The organism is Streptomyces sp. NPDC091279 (assembly GCF_044757465.1).
Lineage (GTDB): Bacteria > Actinomycetota > Actinomycetes > Streptomycetales > Streptomycetaceae > Streptomyces.
In genome coordinates this window covers 159743-174697 of the sequence record NZ_JBIVVA010000001.1, presented here as the reverse complement: position 1 = coordinate 174697, position 14955 = coordinate 159743, and the positions used below count along the sequence as shown (strand labels likewise).

14 protein-coding genes are annotated in these 14955 nt (G+C 71.1%); 9 read left to right on the top strand and 5 right to left on the bottom strand.

The genetic code is table 11. From position 1 onward, the window contains the following. Positions 1–17 precede the first annotated feature (17 nt). Complete coding sequence (locus tag ACIQOU_RS00735) at positions 18–746, bottom strand: L,D-transpeptidase family protein (RefSeq protein ID WP_401532686.1); 729 nt, start codon at positions 744–746, stop codon at positions 18–20. Between the two features lie 213 nt (positions 747–959). Here ACIQOU_RS00735 and ACIQOU_RS00730 point away from each other — a divergent pair, with 213 nt between their 5' ends. From ACIQOU_RS00730 to ACIQOU_RS00715, 4 genes are all read left to right on the top strand, one after another. Continuing rightward, a complete protein-coding gene (locus ACIQOU_RS00730) occupies positions 960–3218 on the top strand; it encodes an ABC transporter transmembrane domain-containing protein (RefSeq protein ID WP_401532685.1) in 2259 nt (752 codons plus the stop codon). Further along, the gene (locus tag ACIQOU_RS00725) at positions 3215–4996 is read left to right on the top strand and encodes an ABC transporter ATP-binding protein (RefSeq protein ID WP_401532684.1); all 1782 of its coding nucleotides are present in this window, start codon (positions 3215–3217) and stop codon (positions 4994–4996) included. The genes ACIQOU_RS00730 and ACIQOU_RS00725 overlap by 4 nt, the downstream gene beginning before the upstream one ends. Before the next feature lie 303 nt (positions 4997–5299). Continuing rightward, entirely contained in the window at positions 5300–5770 is a 471-nt protein-coding gene (locus ACIQOU_RS00720) for a DUF5709 domain-containing protein (RefSeq protein ID WP_401532682.1), read from the top strand. Between the two features lie 12 nt (positions 5771–5782). Continuing rightward, a complete protein-coding gene (locus ACIQOU_RS00715; protein ID WP_401532681.1) occupies positions 5783–6055 on the top strand; it encodes a type B 50S ribosomal protein L31 in 273 nt (90 codons plus the stop codon). 98 nt (positions 6056–6153) lie between these two features. On the opposite strand, the gene ACIQOU_RS00710 is transcribed toward ACIQOU_RS00715, so the two are convergent. Continuing rightward, positions 6154–6948 (bottom strand): metal-dependent hydrolase, encoded by a 795-nt coding sequence (locus tag ACIQOU_RS00710; RefSeq protein ID WP_401532680.1) that lies wholly within the window; start codon positions 6946–6948, stop codon positions 6154–6156. A gap of 145 nt (positions 6949–7093) precedes the next feature. On the opposite strand from ACIQOU_RS00710, the gene ACIQOU_RS00705 reads away from it, so the two are divergent. Further along, the gene (locus tag ACIQOU_RS00705; RefSeq protein WP_401532677.1) at positions 7094–9607 is read left to right on the top strand and encodes a DEAD/DEAH box helicase; all 2514 of its coding nucleotides are present in this window, start codon (positions 7094–7096) and stop codon (positions 9605–9607) included. A 19-nt stretch (positions 9608–9626) separates the two neighbouring features. Continuing rightward, positions 9627–10493: an acyl-CoA thioesterase gene (locus ACIQOU_RS00700; protein ID WP_401532676.1), complete on the top strand. Its 867-nt coding sequence runs from the start codon at positions 9627–9629 to the stop codon at positions 10491–10493. A gap of 1 nt (position 10494) precedes the next feature. On the opposite strand, the gene ACIQOU_RS00695 is transcribed toward ACIQOU_RS00700, so the two are convergent. After that, positions 10495–11460, bottom strand: coding sequence for a DUF6397 family protein (locus ACIQOU_RS00695; RefSeq protein WP_401532675.1), 966 nt, complete (start codon positions 11458–11460; stop codon positions 10495–10497). A gap of 125 nt (positions 11461–11585) precedes the next feature. Beyond that, positions 11586–11999 carry a roadblock/LC7 domain-containing protein gene (locus ACIQOU_RS00690; RefSeq protein WP_401532674.1) on the bottom strand — a complete coding sequence of 138 codons (414 nt, stop codon included), beginning with the start codon at positions 11997–11999 and terminating at the stop codon, positions 11586–11588. A 97-nt stretch (positions 12000–12096) separates the two neighbouring features. On the opposite strand from ACIQOU_RS00690, the gene ACIQOU_RS00685 reads away from it, so the two are divergent. The 3 genes from ACIQOU_RS00685 to ACIQOU_RS00675 all read left to right on the top strand — a co-directional run bounded on the left by ACIQOU_RS00685 (position 12097) and on the right by ACIQOU_RS00675 (position 14517). Beyond that, positions 12097–12525, top strand: a complete 429-nt coding sequence (locus tag ACIQOU_RS00685; RefSeq protein ID WP_401532672.1) for a PPOX class F420-dependent oxidoreductase — start codon at positions 12097–12099, stop codon at positions 12523–12525. Positions 12526–12615: 90 nt separating this feature from the next. Beyond that, positions 12616–13215 (top strand): class I SAM-dependent methyltransferase, encoded by a 600-nt coding sequence (locus ACIQOU_RS00680; protein ID WP_401532670.1) that lies wholly within the window; start codon positions 12616–12618, stop codon positions 13213–13215. A 432-nt stretch (positions 13216–13647) separates the two neighbouring features. After that, positions 13648–14517 carry a hypothetical protein gene (locus tag ACIQOU_RS00675; protein WP_401532669.1) on the top strand — a complete coding sequence of 290 codons (870 nt, stop codon included), beginning with the start codon at positions 13648–13650 and terminating at the stop codon, positions 14515–14517. Between the two features lie 31 nt (positions 14518–14548). Here the strand turns inward: ACIQOU_RS00675 and ACIQOU_RS00670 are convergent, their stop codons facing one another. Beyond that, positions 14549–14728 (bottom strand): hypothetical protein, encoded by a 180-nt coding sequence (locus ACIQOU_RS00670; RefSeq protein WP_401532667.1) that lies wholly within the window; start codon positions 14726–14728, stop codon positions 14549–14551. Positions 14729–14955: the final 227 nt, after the last annotated feature.

Here is a 14955-nt window from a genome sequence, read left to right as displayed (position 1 = left end):
CGCCTCCTTCGTCGGCCCTACGCCCCCAGGGCCGCCCTGTCCCCCATCACCACCACGGGGTGCAGGTCCGGATCGAGCGTGCGCAGCAGGTGACGCATTCCTTCCTCGGACAGGCTCACGCAGCCGGACGTGCCGCTGCCGTGGTCCAGGTGCAGCCAGATCCCTCCTCCCTTGGCCTCGCCGCCGGGCCGGGTGGGGTCGGCGGGCGAGGTTCCTCTGACGCGGTTGTAGTCGATGGCGATCACATAGTCGAAGTCGTGCCAGTGCGACCTGGCCCACCAGCGCGGTGCCGCGAAGGACGCGGAGCGCGTGTACGGCAGCCGGGAACCGGGGTCCGCGAGCACACCGCCAGCGTCCGTGAGCGTGAACACCCCTACCGGGCTACGCCGGTCGCCCTCGTGATGGTCGGTCGTCCATCCCTTCTTTCCGTTGTGCGCGGGCCAGCTGCTCGTCCGGGTCCAGGTGGCGCCCCGTCTCGTGTACAGCACGACCGTCGAACCCGCCGCGTCCCGGCCGTCGCCGTAGACCGCCACGATCTGACGGGAGTCGGCGGGAATGCGGTGCCGTAGCCGACCTCCGATGCCGGGGAGTGCGGTGGGATTTCCCGGGGCCGTCGCGGTCGCCGTCGGCCCGGCGGCTGCGACCTCGCCGCCTCGGGTGTCGTGCGCGCCGCCGCATGCGGTCAACAGCGTCAGCAGGGTCCCCAGGGCGGTCGTGGTGACCGTCGCGCGCAGTGCGTTGTGCATCGGGCCATGGTGCCACCGCGTTCCGGGCGAATGCGTGCAGTTCAGGAGATACAGGTCGGCCCGGTCCGTGGTCGGTTCCGTGGACGGTTCCGTGCGGGGCGGCGGAAAACCCCTTGCCCCCGGCCCGGCCGCGCGGGGAACCTTGCACGGTTTGCTGCCGCCGCTCGCAGCGCTCCTCCCTCTCTGACACGAGCCACCTGGACGTCATCCGTCATGCAGATCAAAGACCTCCCTTATCCCGATCCGGGCGTGCCTGACACGCGCTCGGGTCCCCGGTTCCTGTGGTGGCTGGCCCGCAACCAGCTGGGCGGCCAGCTCAAGGCGCTCGCCTGGGGGTTGCTGCATTTCGCGTCGGTCTCCGCCCTCCCGTTCTGCGTCGGCGTCGCCGTCCAGGCGGTCATCGACCGCTCGGGCCGACATCTCGCGCTGGCCGGCCTGCTGCTCCTGCTCGCCTGCGTCGGCAACGCGCTCGGCGACACCTTCCTGCACCGCACCGCCGTCACCAACTGGATCACCGCCGCCGCCCGGGTCCAACAGCTGCTCGCCCGCAAGGCCGCCCATCTGGGCTCGGCACTGACCCGCCGGGTCGCTGCCGGTGAGGTGGTGGCCGTCTCGACCGCTGACGTCGAGAAGATCGGTTGGTTCGTGGAGTCGGTCTCGCGGTTCGGCGCCGCCGCGGTCACCGTCGTACTGGTCTGCGGGGCCCTGGTGATCTATCAGCCCGCGCTCGGTGTGGTGGTCGCCGTGGGTCTGCCGGTGCTGGCCCTCGCCGTGCTCCCGCTGCTGCCGCACGCCACTCGGCGTGCCGACGTGCAGCGCGCGAAGGCGGGGCGTGCCACCGAACTCGCCTCGGACACCGTGGCCGGGCTGCGGGTCCTGCGGGGCATCGGCGGCGAGGAACTCTTCCTCGACCGCTACCGCCGTGCCTCCCAGGAGGTCCGTCACGCGGCGGTCCGCAGCGCCCGTATGTGGGCCCTGATCGCCGCGATCCAGGCGCTGCTGCCGGGCCTGCTGCTGATCTCGGTCGTCTGGTACGGCGTCCAACTGGCCCGCCAGGGGCGGATCACGGTCGGCGAACTGGTCACCGTCTACAGCTCTGTCATGGTCCTCACCTATCCTCTGCGGCAATTCGAGGAGATCGCCATGGCGTACTCCTTCTCCCGGCCTTCGGCTCAACGGGCTGCGCGCGTCCTGTCATTGGAACGACCCGCGAACGGCGGCGGTTCCCGGGCCACCGATCTTTTGTCCGGAGATTTTTCCGGGGATGCGTCGGGAGTTCGGCCCGAGGGCGTGCGGCAGGTTCCTTCAGGTGCGGCGGCGCTCGTTCCTTCACCGGATACGGCCCCCGTCTCTTCCCTTGAGGCGGCCCGGGTTGCATCTCCCGCTGCTGTGGCGTCCGGTGGTCCGTACCGCGTTCCGTCCGGTGATCTGTACGACCCGGTGACCGGACTGCTCGCGCCCGAGGGGCGGTTCACCGCTGTGGTGTGCGGCGACCCGGACGCGGCGGGACGGCTGGCGGAACGGCTGGGTGGGCACGCCGGGGACGCGGCGGCGCCCGAGGGCGCCGGGGTGCCCAGGGGTACCGGGGTGCCCGGGGAGGGGTCGCCCGGGGCCGAGGCTTCTGGCGCTGAGGCGGGTGAGGTGGCCGGGGAGCCGGGGACATCTGAGGCGGGGAAGTCGGGAGCCGTCGGCGCTGCGGGAGGAGAGGCCTCCGAAGCAGCGCGGGCGGAGGTGCTCGCGAGCAGGAAGGGCGCGGCGGGCGAGAACGAGGCCGGCGAGTCCGAGGCGGCTGGGGCGCGCCCGGGTTCGGGGGGCGGCGCGGCTGCGGGGACCTCGGTGTTGCTGGGTGGCGTCCCGCTGGACGCGTTGCCGATCGACTCCGCGCGGGCGGCCGTGCTGGTCCAGGACAAGGACCCGGTCCTGCTCTCCGGCACGCTGCGTGAACTGCTCGACGTGCCCGCGTCCGGTGCCGTCAGCCCTGCCGAGGCGCTCGCCGCCGCACAGTGCGCGGACGTGCTGGCCGCGCTGGTGGAGGGGTCCCTCGACGCGGCCGACCCGATGGACGCCCGGATCACCGAGCGCGGTCGGTCCCTGTCCGGCGGGCAGCGCCAACGGCTCGCGCTGGCCCGGTCGTTGATCACGGACCCGGAGGTGCTGGTCCTGGACGAGCCGACCTCGGCGGTCGACTCGCACACGGAGGCCCGGATCGCGGTGGGTCTGCGCGGCCTGCGCGAGGGGCGCACGACCGTGGTGTTCACGTCCTCGCCGCTGCTCCTCGACCACGCCGAACGGGTGGTGCTCGTGCACGAGGGAGAGGTCGCCGCACTCGGTACCCACCGCACGCTGGTGCACGACGAACCCCGGTACCGGGCGGTCGTCACCCGCGAGACCGACGACGAGGCCGCCCTCTCGGGCGTCGCCGACGAAACGACCCTGCGGGGCGTTCTGGAAGAGATCGAGGAGACGGCATGATCGGCGTGGCCCCACCGGCGTACGACCCGGCGGCCCCGACGACGGCGAACACGCTGCCCGTCGGCGCCGGCGCGACCGTACGCGCGTACGTGACCGAACTGTTCCGGCGTCACCGCCGGGCCCTCCTGCTCCTCATGACGGTCAACACGGTGTCCGTGCTCGCCTCGATGGCGGGCCCGTGGCTCCTGGGCGACCTGGTGGAGCGGGTGTCCGACCGGACCCGCGACCTCCATCTGGAGCTGTCGGCCGGTCTGTTCATGGCCGCGCTGGTCGTGCAGGCCGTTTTCGTGCGGCAGGTCCGGCTGCGCGGGGCGATGCTCGGTGAACGGATGCTGGCCGACCTGCGCGAGGACTTCCTCGTCCGTGCGGTCGGGCTGCCGCCCGGCGTCCTGGAACGGGCCGGTACCGGTGACCTGTTGTCCCGGATCACCACCGACATCGACCGGCTCGCCAACGCGATGCGCGAGGCCGTGCCCCAACTCTCCATCGGCGTCGTCTGGGTCGTGCTGCTGCTCGGCGGGCTCGTCGTCACGGCTCCGCCGCTGGCCGCCGCCGTGCTGCTCGCGCTGCCGCTGCTCCTCGTCGGCTGCCGCTGGTACTTCCGGCGGGCGCCCTCCGCCTACCGTTCGGAGGCCGCCGGGTACGCGTCCGTGGCCGCCGCGCTCGCGGAGACCGTGGACGCCGGCCGCACCATCGAGGCCCACCGGCTCGGCGACCGCCGTATCGAACTCTCGGAACAGCGGATCGCCGAGTGGACCGCGTGGGAGCGGTACACCCTCTGGCTCCGGTCGGTCCTGTTCCCCTTCATCAACATCACCCACGTCAGCATCCTCGCGTCGGTCCTCATGATCGGCGGGGTCTTCGTCCTCCAGGGCTGGATCGACGTCGGCCAGTTGACGACGGGCGCGTTGATCGCGCAGATGCTCGTCGACCCGGTCGGGATCATCCTGCGCTGGTACGACGAGCTTCAGGTGGCGCAGGTGTCGCTGGCCCGCCTCGTCGGGGTCCGGGACATCGAGCCGGCCGCCGGTGACGCATCGGTGACTCCCGAGGGCCGGGATGTGCGTGCGGACGGGGTGCATTTCGGCTACCGCGAGGGCGTCGACGTGCTGCGCGAGGTCTCGCTGACGGTCGCCCCGGGCACCCGTCTCGCCCTGGTCGGCCCGTCCGGCGCGGGCAAGTCCACGTTGGGCAGGCTGCTCGCCGGGATCTACGCACCCCGGGACGGCCGGATCACCCTCGGCGGCGCCGAGCTCTCCCGGATGCCGGCCGAGCGGGTCCGCTCCCATGTGGCCCTCGTCAACCAGGAGCACCACGTCTTCGTCGGCTCCCTGCGCGACAACCTGCTGCTGGCCAGGACCGGCGCCGAGGACGCCGAGCTGTGGGCGGCGCTGGGCGCGGTCGACGCCGACGGCTGGGCCCGGGCGCTGGACGACAGGTTGGACACGGAGGTCGGCTCGGGCGGCCTCGCGCTCACTCCAGCGCAGGCCCAGCAGATCGCGCTGGCCCGCCTGGTCCTCGCCGACCCGCACACGCTGGTCCTGGACGAGGCGACCTCGCTGCTCGACCCACGCGCGGCCCGGCATCTGGAACGGTCCCTGGCCCGTGTCCTGGACGGCCGTACCGTCGTCGCCATCGCCCACCGGCTGCACACCGCTCATGACGCGGACATCATCGCCGTCGTGGAGAACGGCCGCATCACCGAGCTGGGCGGCCATGACGACCTGGTCGCGGCGGACGGCGCGTACGCGGCCCTGTGGCGGTCCTGGCACGGGTGAGCTGGGGTACGGACGGGCCGGTGGCGCGGGGCGTCGGTGGCACGCCGTTCCTCGCTCGGCCCACCCGTCGATCAGGGGGTCGGGGACCGTCGTACGGCGGTCCCCGCCCCGGTTTCCGGCCCCGCGCCCCCTGCCCGAGGGCGTTCGGGTCCGCGCGTGCGGGGACCCGCCGCGTCCCCTGCCCTGGTGCTGTGGCGTTGCGCGGTCCCGAAAAGGGGTGGAAGGCTGGAGAGCGGCACCGGCTCGGGGAGTGCTCTCCCACCGTGGTGGGAGTGGGCCTGTCCCCACCACTGGGAGGTACCCGTGAACAGCGCCGACGGATGGGGAGACGACGTCTACCAGCCCGACGGGTCCGAGGTACAGGACGACGCGGGGCTGCTCGACGCCGAGGACACCCTGGACAGTGACGGTGTCGGCGACCCTCTCGACCGGGGCTGGTCCCCGCCCGAGAAGCCGTGGGCGGTCGAACACGACGGTGTGACAGCCGCCGAAGGACACCGGGGCGAGTCCCTGGACCAGCGTCTCGCCGAGGAGCGGCCGGACCTTCTCACCCAGGACGGTGACGGTCTCGGCGACTGCGACGGCACCGACGGCGAACTCCTCGACAACGAGGTCGGCGCCGCCCGTTCCGGTCGTCTCGTCGCTCCCGACGAGGGAGCCCACGAGGACGAGGAGAGCGCGTTGATCGCCACGGACGTGGGCATCGACGGTGCCGCGGCCTCCGCCGAGGAGGCCGCGATGCACATCGTCGACGAGGACGCCCTGTCCGGCTGACAAGGAGTCCACATGCAGCAGGACAAGCACCCCGAGTACCGTCCGGTCGTCTTCCGTGACCGTGCCGCGGGCTACGCCTTCCTGACCCGGTCCACCGCGACCAGCGACCGGACCATCGAGTGGGACGACGGCGAGACCTACCCGGTGGTGGACGTGGAGATCTCCTCGGAGAGCCACCCCTTCTACACGGGCAAGGCCCGGACGGTGGACGCGGAAGGCCGTATCGCACAGTTCGAACGACGGTACGGCGACGGAACCGGCCAAGGCACCGCCGGTACGGGCTGACCCGCCGGTGCGGGCGGTGGTCCGGACCGTGCCCGTTGGTTCGCCGGGGCGGGTGGCGGGGGCGCGGTCCGGTCCGTCCGTCGCGGGGCGGGTGTCCCTCAGATGAAGTTCAGTGCCGCCGCGCAGCCGACTCCGCCGAGCAGCATGAACACCGGCATGAGGACCTTCAGCTCCACCCAGCTGCCCGCCCGGAAGCGCATGGCCTTCGGCGGGCCGATCGGGTACCAGCGCTTGCGTCCGACCGGGATCGGCCACAGGACCGGGCAGCCGGAGACGGTCAGCGCGTCGCCGAGGTCGTGCACCAGGGCGCCCAGCACGATCGGCAGGCCCAGCCACATGTACTGCTGGCCCGGGTCGGTGAACAGCCAGTGCGAGCCGTTGCCCGGTTCGTCCAGGATGCCGGCGAGAATCCACGCGCTCGTCGCCGCCAGCAGCCACACCAGGACGTCGCTGCTGGACCCGCGTGCCGCCCGCCACAGCAGGCCTTCGATGGCCAGCACCATGTGCACGAAGAGGATGCCCAGCACCGTCCAGCGGCCGCCGGTTATCGCCGCGAACGATGTCCCCGCACCGATCATGACCGCCCACAGCCAGGTGTGGGTGAGCGTGCGGTGGCCGCCCGAACGACGGGGATCGGCGGGCTTGCGCGTCGCCTTGTAGACGGCGTAGGAGAGTTTGTCGACGATCTCGCACAGCCATCGGGAGACGGGTCCGAAGGCCCGGGAGATGGTGGCCGCCTTGTGATCGAGGTCCGGGGCGAGCGCGGCGCCCGCGCAGATCAGGGCTCCGACCAGGAGGACCGGCCACGGCATCGGGTGCCCGGTCGCGGCAGCCGCGGCTCCGACACCGAGCCACGCCGCCGCGCCCGACAGTGAGTGTGCTGGTCCCATCATGGCGCTTGTCCGCCCCATTCCTCTTGTGCCGCTGTCCAGTTGACCGGGCGTGCTGATGCTCCGTCGGCGACCCAGGGTATCGGGCATGATCTTCGGGCGAGCATCCGATTCCCCGGGGACGGTGGCGGCCAGGCAAGATGGGTGTGTGACCCTCATCGATCAGCTGCCTCCCACCGCCGACCCCGACGCCCTCTACGAAGCCTTCGAGTCGTGGGCCCAGGAGCGCGGTCTCACGCTCTACCCCCATCAGGAGGAGGCGTTGATCGAGGTGGTCTCCGGTGCGAACGTGATCGTGTCGACGCCCACCGGCTCCGGCAAGAGCATGATCGCGGCGGGCGCGCACTTCGCCGCGCTGGCCCGGGACGAGGTCACTTTCTACACGGCTCCGATCAAGGCGCTGGTCTCGGAGAAGTTCTTCGAGCTGTGCAAGATGTTCGGCACGGAGAACGTCGGCATGCTGACCGGCGACGCGTCCGTCAACGCGGACGCGCCCGTGATCTGCTGCACCGCCGAGGTGCTCGCGTCGATCGCGCTGCGCGACGGCAAGAACGCGGACGTCGGCCAGGTCGTGATGGACGAGTTCCACTTCTACGCGGAGCCGGACCGTGGCTGGGCCTGGCAGATCCCGCTGCTGGAACTGCCCCAGGCTCAGTTCATCCTGATGTCCGCCACCCTCGGCGACGTCGCCATGTTCGAGAAGGACCTCACCCGGCGCACCGGGCGGCCGACCTCGGTGGTGCGTTCGGCGACCCGGCCGGTGCCGCTGTCCTACGAGTACCGGTTCACCCCGCTCACCGACACCCTCACCGAGCTGCTCCAGACGAAACAGGCGCCCGTCTACATCGTCCACTTCACCCAGGCGCAGGCCGTGGAGCGGGCCCAGGCGCTGATGAGCATCAACATGTGCTCGCGGGAGGAGAAGGACCGGATCGCCGAGCTGATCGGCAACTTCCGTTTCACCACCAAGTTCGGCCAGAACCTGTCCCGTTACGTCCGGCACGGGATCGGCGTCCATCACGCGGGCATGCTGCCCAAGTACCGGCGGTTGGTGGAGAAGCTCGCGCAGGCCGGCCTGTTGAAGGTCATCTGCGGTACGGACACCCTCGGTGTGGGCGTCAACGTCCCTATCCGGACCGTGCTGTTCACGGCGCTGACCAAGTACGACGGCAACCGTGTCCGCACCCTGCGCGCCCGTGAGTTCCACCAGATCGCCGGCCGGGCGGGCCGGGCCGGGTTCGACACCGCCGGGTTCGTCGTCGCCCAGGCTCCCGAGCATGTGATCGAGAACGAGAAGGCGCTCAACAAGGCGGGGGACGACCCCAAGAAGCGCCGCAAGGTGGTGCGCAAAAAGGCGCCGGAGGGCTTCGTCAGCTGGACGGAGAGCACCTTCGAGAAGCTCATCGGCTCCGAGCCGGAACCGCTGACGTCCCGTTTCCGGGTGACGCACACGATGCTGCTGTCCGTGATCGCCCGCCCGGGCAACGCCTTCGACGCGATGCGGCATCTGCTGGAGGACAACCACGAGCCGCGCAGGCAGCAGCTGCGGCACATCCGGCGCGCGATCGCCATCTACCGTTCGCTGCTGGCCGGCGGCATCGTCGAGAAGCTCGACGAACCCGATGCCACGGGCCGCATCGTCCGCCTCACGGTGGACCTCCAGCAGGACTTCGCGCTCAACCAGCCGCTGTCCACGTTCGCCCTCGCCGCGTTCGAACTCCTCACCCCGGAATCCCCTTCCTACGCGCTGGACATGGTCTCCGTCGTCGAGTCCACGCTGGACGACCCCCGGCAGATCCTCGCCGCCCAGCAGAACAAGGCGCGCGGTGAGGCCGTGGCCCTGATGAAGTCGGACGGTGTCGAGTACGAGGAGCGGATGGAGCGGCTCCAGGACATCACCTACCCGAAGCCGCAGGAGGAGCTGCTCTTCCACGCCTACAACACGTACCGCACCAGCCACCCGTGGGTGGGCGACCATCCGCTGTCGCCGAAGTCCGTCGTCCGCGACATGTACGAACGGGCCCTGTCCTTCACCGAGTTGGTGTCCCTGTACGAGCTGGCGCGTACCGAGGGCATCGTGCTGCGCTACCTGGCCGGGGCGTACAAGGCGCTCGACCACACCGTCCCGGACGACCTCAAGTCGGAGGACCTCCAGGATCTGATCGAGTGGCTGGGCGAGATGGTGCGCCAGGTCGACTCCAGCCTGTTGGACGAGTGGGAGCAGCTCGCCAACCCGGAGGTGATGACCGCCGAGCAGGCCCAGGAGAAGGCCGACGAGGTCAAGCCGGTCACCACCAACACGCGTGCCTTCCGCGTCCTGGTCCGCAACGCCCTGTTCCGACGCGTCGAACTGGCCGCTCTGGACCAGGTCGACGCGCTGGGCGAGTTGGACGCCGAGTCCGGGTGGGACGCCGACGCCTGGGGCGAGGCGATGGACACGTACTGGGACGAGTACGAGGACCTCGGGACCGGCCCCGATGCCCGTGGTCCCAAACTGCTGGTGATCCAGGAGGAGCCGCAGAACGGCATCTGGCGCGTCCGGCAGATCTTCGACGACCCGAACGACGACCACGACTGGGGCATCAGCGCGGAGGTCGATCTCGCGGCCTCCGACGCGGAGGGCCGTGCGGTCGTCCGGGTCACCGACGTCGGTCAGCTGTGAACCAAGGAGAATTCCCCGCATGACGAACCCGGCCGAGAGACTGGTCGACCTGCTCGACCTGGAGCAGATCGAGGTCAACATCTTCCGTGGCCGCAGCCCGCAGGAGTCCCTCCAGCGGGTCTTCGGCGGCCAGGTGGCGGGCCAGGCGCTGGTCGCCGCCGGCCGCACCACGGAGGGCGACCGCCCGGTGCACTCGCTGCACGCGTATTTCCTGCGCCCGGGTCGGCCCGGTGTGCCCATCGTGTACCAGGTCGAACGGGTGCGGGACGGCAGGTCGTTCACCACTCGCCGGGTCACCGGCGTGCAGCAGGGCCGCACGATCTTCAATCTCACCGCCTCCTTCCACAAGCCTGAGTCGGGGTCGTTCGAACACCAGCTGCCGCCGGCCCGCAAGGTTCCGGACCCGGAGTCCCTGCCGACGGTGATGGACGAGGTCAAGGAGCATCTGGGCGAGCTCCCCGAGCAGTTGGAGCGGATGGCGCGCCGTCAGCCCTTCGACATCCGCTATGTGGACCGGCTGCGCTGGAGCGCCGAGGAGATCAGCGGTGCGGAGCCGCGCAGTGCCGTGTGGATGCGCGCGGTGGGGCCGCTCGGCGACGATCCGCTCGTGCACACCTGCGCGCTGACCTACGCCAGCGACATGACTCTGCTGGACGCCGTCCGTATCCCCGTCGAGCCGCTGTGGGGTCCGCGGAGCTTCGATCTGGCGTCGCTGGACCACGCGATGTGGTTCCACCGTCCGTTCCGCGCGGACGAGTGGTTCCTGTACGACCAGGAGTCGCCGATCGCCACGGGTGGTCGTGGTCTGGCCCGGGGGCGGATCTACGACCTGGAGGGGCAGTTGCTGGTGTCCGTGGTCCAGGAGGGGCTGTTCCGGGCCCTGTAGGTCAGGCGCCGGGTTCCCCGGTCCGGCACTCCGCGAGCCGTCGGTTCGTGCGACGCAGTCGGCTCAGCAGGCCGCGTGCGTGCCGTGGCTCCTGTCGGTGGCGTCCCCCGGTCCAGGGTGCGGGAGAGGGCGTCGGTTCGGCAGCGGGCGCCGGGGTCGGGAGCGGGGCGGTGGGTTTCGGTGTCGGGCGGGGTGCGGGCTGCTGGGCGCGGGCCTCGTCGACGGCCTGCGCCAGGTCGGCCCGCAGCCAGCCGATCTCGTCCGGTTCGACGGCTGTCGCGATCCGTTCGGCCAGTTGCGCGGTGGGCGAACCGGGTGTGCCGTGGACCATGGGCCGGGGCCGGAACCGTGCGAGTTGGGCGCGCTCGTAGGGGTCCGGCACGATCTCCGCGACCTGGACCAGGTCGAGCAGGGACGCCACGGCCGCGGCACGGGCCCAGGGATGGCCGTCCGCCTCCCGCAGCAGGAATCCGAGCTGCCGCCCCCGCCAGTTCCGGGCTCGCAGGTCGAGTCCCTCGTCCAGTTGCTCTCGCAGCCCCGACGGGGTACGCGCGGTCAGGAGTGGCCTGTTGTCGTCGGCGGCGGCGAACTGGCGTAGTTCTTCTGCCAGATAGCGCCAGACGACCGCTCGGTACCGGTTGAGGTAGAAGGTGACGGGCACCAGCACGCCCAGCCGGGCCAGGCGGGTGAACCTGCCGGGCGGCACGTCCAGCAGCTCCGCGGCTTCTTTCGTGCCCACGGTGTGGACGCGGGTGCGCAGTACCTCGGGGAACCCGGTCTGCGCACGCAGCCGGTCGAGCTCGGCGCAGGTGACCCGCCGGCCACCGCCTCCTTCGTCAGGGACGGTCCTGACGTGCCCGAGACGCACGGCGAGGTCGAACTCGCCGCGCCTGATCTCCAGTTCCCGTGCCGCCCGGCTGGGCGTGAAGGTCGGTCCCTGCGGTGTCGTGACAGTCGTGTCGGACATGGTCGCTCTCCCCCGTGGAGTACGTGTCCGCGCCGTTCGCGCGGCCTCGGAAAAAAACCGTAGCCGCTTTCGCGCATCTCGTGGCAGCCTGTGGATAACTCGATGGGGGATGACGAAGTCGCAGGTCAGGAGTCTGCGGAGCGGGCCCGTTCGGGCTCGCGTGCTTCGACTCCGAGGTGTTCGCCGACCCGGTTGACGAGCAGGGTCATCTCGTAGGCGATCTGGCCGATGTCCGCTTGCGCGCCGCTGAACACGCACAGGCAGCTGCCCGCTCCGGCCGCGGTGACGAACAGCACCGCGTCATCGAATTCGATCATGGTCTGTCGTACCGCGCCCGCTCCGAAGTGGCGGCCGGACCCCTTGGCGAGGCTGTGGAGTCCGGAGGAGACAGCGGCGAGGTGCTCCGCGTCCTCGCGCCGCAGACCCGTGCTCGCCCCGGTGACCAGTCCGTCGTTGGACAGCACCAGTGCGTGGCGCACGTGTTCGACGCGCTCCGTCAGATCGTCCAGCAGCCAGCCGAGTCCCTGGTTGTGCCCCATTGTCTCTGTGTCTCCCCGTGTGACGACTCCCCCTGGCTGGAGGATCTGTTCGCCAGCCTTCCCCACAACGGGTGCGCGGACAAGGAGGATGAAAGCCATGGCACAGAAGATGACCGACGAGGAATGGCGGGCCTTCCTCTCCGAGGGCACCCGCACCGCGAAGTTGTCGACCGTTCGGGCGGACGGCAGCCCGCATGTGACCCCGATCTGGTTTCTGCTCGACGGGGACGACATCGTGTTCAACACGGGCGCCACCAGCGTGAAGGGGCGAAATCTGGTCCGTGACGGCCGGGTCGCCCTGTGCGTGGACGACGACCGGCCGCCCTTCGACTACGTGGTGGTGCGCGGCCGGGCCACGGTCTCGGAGGATCTGGACGAGTTGACGTACTGGTCCGCCCGGATCGCCGGTCGGTACATGGGTGAGGATCGCGCCGAGGAGTTCGGGGCCCGCAACGGGGTACCGGGTGAACTGCTCGTCCGGGTCAGGATCGAGAAGGTTCTCGCGCAGAAGGCGATCGCCGGCTGACCCACGGCGGGCAGGGGCGTGCGGCGACGGGAGGGGCGTGTGCCGCCGGAAGCCGTCGCGTCCCGCTGCCGGTGCGGGATCATGCGGGGCATGAGCGACGACCACACGCACGTCCAGGAGTTCTTCGCCGTCCGCGCGGCCGACTGGGACCGCCGGTTCCCCGACGACGGCCCGGCCTACGCCGGTGCGGTGGCCGACCTGGGGCTTCGTGAGGGTGACCGGGTGCTCGACGCGGGCTGCGGCACCGGGCGGGCGCTGTCGCCGTTGCGTGCGGCGGTGGGGGATTCGGGGGTGGTCGTCGGCGTCGATCTGACCCCGGAGATGCTCCTGGCCGCCGTCCGGGCCGGACGGGACGGGGACGGGCGGTTGCTGCTGGCCGACGTGGCCGCGCTGCCGTTGCGGTCGGGATCGCTCGACGCGGTGTTCGCGGCCGGTCTCATCGCTCATCTGCCGCATCCGGCGGAAAATCTGCGGGAGTTGGCGCGGGTGGTACATCCCGGTGGCTCGCTCGCGTTGTTCCATCCGATCGGCCGGGCGGCGCTCGCCGCGCGTCAGGGCCGACAGATCACCCCGGACGACCTGCGCGCGGAGCCCAACCTCCGGCCGCTGCTGGCCGGTTCCGGCTGGCGGATGACGTCGTACGTGGACGAGGACGCCCGGTTCCTGGCACTGGCTGTTCGCGAGGCATGAGGAGAGAGCGGACGGCACGGCCACGCACAACGCACGCGTGGACGGCATGGACGAGGCCCACGAAGGCCGGTCGCGGCCAACGTGCACACCATCTTTTCGAGGCTGCCTCTGTGTACGTCTCGGCGTGCGCGGAGAGCTATCAGCACCGGCGACGAGGCGACAGCCCAAGTGCCCTCGCAGGCGCGGTCTTTCGGGGGCGACGAGGTGGCGTGCAGGGCTGTCATCGCCCTCGCGCGGGATTACGACGAGTCACCGTGGACCGTGGCCCGCCCCCGTCCCAGGCTGGCGAGAGTGTGAAGTCCGGTCAGCCGATGGCTGGTTCGCCCCGTCCAGGAGGATCACCGCAGCTCCGGGTGAGCCTGGGCGTCGTGACAAGGTGCTCGCCCGCGCATTAGGGTGCGCGCCGTTGGACGAACCGATGGGGAGGCTGGGATGGCCGGGACGGACGAGGGCACCGTCGCCGCCGAGGACGACGCGCTCTATGTGCTCACGGCGGTGCTCCTGACACCGGCGCAGTTCCCGAGCGTGCTGGGCGACGACTATCTGGAGGCCTGTGCGGCGCTGGGCCTCGCGCCGCTCGTCGATGGATACGGCCTGGTGCTGGGCCAGGACGGGGACGGGGCCCGGTGGACGGTCGTCGTCGACGATGTCTCCCTGGTCGCCGTCGCCATAGCCTCCTGGGACTGCGGCATGGAGCACGATCTGTCGCCCGACGAGCGCACGGTCGTCGCCGCGCTGCCCGGCTGGCCTCTCGCGGTCGCCGTCGCGGCCCCGGGCGTCCCCGCGCCGCACGATCCGGGCCCGGCCGTCGCGGACGGTCCGGCGCTTGCGCCTCCGGACACCTCGACCTGGGGACCGGCCCAGCGGCGCCTGGGCGCTGACGAGATCGCCCTCCAGTGGGCCTTGTGGCGGGAGCAGATCGACGAGCCCGGTACTCCGGCGGCCGAGCCCGATGTGAGCGACGGGACCGGGCAGAGCGACAACGGCCCCGAGGACTCGGAGGACGCCGAGAACCAGGCCCAGGCGAGCGGTGGCCGCAGCGGCATCCGGCGTGTCCTGGCCGAGGCGCGCGCGTACGTGGATACGCCGCCGCCTCTCGGTCGTGTCCGCTCCTCCTTCGCACCGGGTGACGCGCGGACCCTGCGCGCCGACGGCCCTGGCTGGTCGCTGGTGGCCAGGACCGACGACATCGCGTTCATCCTGCTGGACGAGGAACCCGGCGAGGTGCTGCCGGTGGGCCGGGGACCAAAACTGCCGAGCCTCCTGGAAGCGCTCGACAAGATAGCCGTCCGACCCCTCTGACAGCGCCGGGCCTCTCCCCCGCGCGGGTGCTTCAGCGCAGTTCCTTACGGTTGATCCGGCGCAGCCTGCGCCTCTGGGAGGGGTCCAGGGTGAGGTAGGCGGCGGCCGGTACCCCCAGGACTATCAGGAGCGCCGCCCACCACGGCAGCCAGATCAACAGAATCAATCCGACGGCCACTCCACCCACTGCGATCTTCGCGTTCCTCGACATGTGTGTCGCCTCCTCCGCGGCCACGGCCGCTCTCTGTCCTGAAAACGGCTCCGCGCCACGCACGGTTCCGAACGGCGACCCTGAGACATCCCTGATGTGCGACCCCTAGTCGTCCCTTACATGGTCCTCCCCCACTGGACCTCGGCCCAGACGTCCGGGCCGTCACCTCAGCGGGCGGTTCAGGTCACCGGGCCGGTCGCGTCACCGAGGCGCTCGGGTGCTGTACC

Excerpts from the sequence above, each read along its gene's own strand:
- ACIQOU_RS00685 (WP_401532672.1), top strand. The coding sequence starts at position 12,097 with ATGGCACAGAAGATGACCGACGAGGAATGGCGGGCCTTCCTCTCCGAG.
- ACIQOU_RS00730 (WP_401532685.1), top strand. The coding sequence starts at position 960 with ATGCAGATCAAAGACCTCCCTTATCCCGATCCGGGCGTGCCTGACACG.
- ACIQOU_RS00680 (WP_401532670.1), top strand. The coding sequence starts at position 12,616 with ATGAGCGACGACCACACGCACGTCCAGGAGTTCTTCGCCGTCCGCGCG.
- ACIQOU_RS00735 (WP_401532686.1), bottom strand. The coding sequence starts at position 746 with ATGCACAACGCACTGCGCGCGACGGTCACCACGACCGCCCTGGGGACC.
- ACIQOU_RS00710 (WP_401532680.1), bottom strand. The coding sequence starts at position 6,948 with ATGATGGGACCAGCACACTCACTGTCGGGCGCGGCGGCGTGGCTCGGT.
- ACIQOU_RS00715 (WP_401532681.1), top strand. The coding sequence starts at position 5,783 with ATGCAGCAGGACAAGCACCCCGAGTACCGTCCGGTCGTCTTCCGTGAC.
- ACIQOU_RS00725 (WP_401532684.1), top strand. The coding sequence starts at position 3,215 with ATGATCGGCGTGGCCCCACCGGCGTACGACCCGGCGGCCCCGACGACG.
- ACIQOU_RS00690 (WP_401532674.1), bottom strand. The coding sequence starts at position 11,999 with ATGGGGCACAACCAGGGACTCGGCTGGCTGCTGGACGATCTGACGGAG.
- ACIQOU_RS00695 (WP_401532675.1), bottom strand. The coding sequence starts at position 11,460 with ATGTCCGACACGACTGTCACGACACCGCAGGGACCGACCTTCACGCCC.
- ACIQOU_RS00670 (WP_401532667.1), bottom strand. The coding sequence starts at position 14,728 with ATGTCGAGGAACGCGAAGATCGCAGTGGGTGGAGTGGCCGTCGGATTG.
- ACIQOU_RS00700 (WP_401532676.1), top strand. The coding sequence starts at position 9,627 with ATGACGAACCCGGCCGAGAGACTGGTCGACCTGCTCGACCTGGAGCAG.
- ACIQOU_RS00675 (WP_401532669.1), top strand. The coding sequence starts at position 13,648 with ATGGCCGGGACGGACGAGGGCACCGTCGCCGCCGAGGACGACGCGCTC.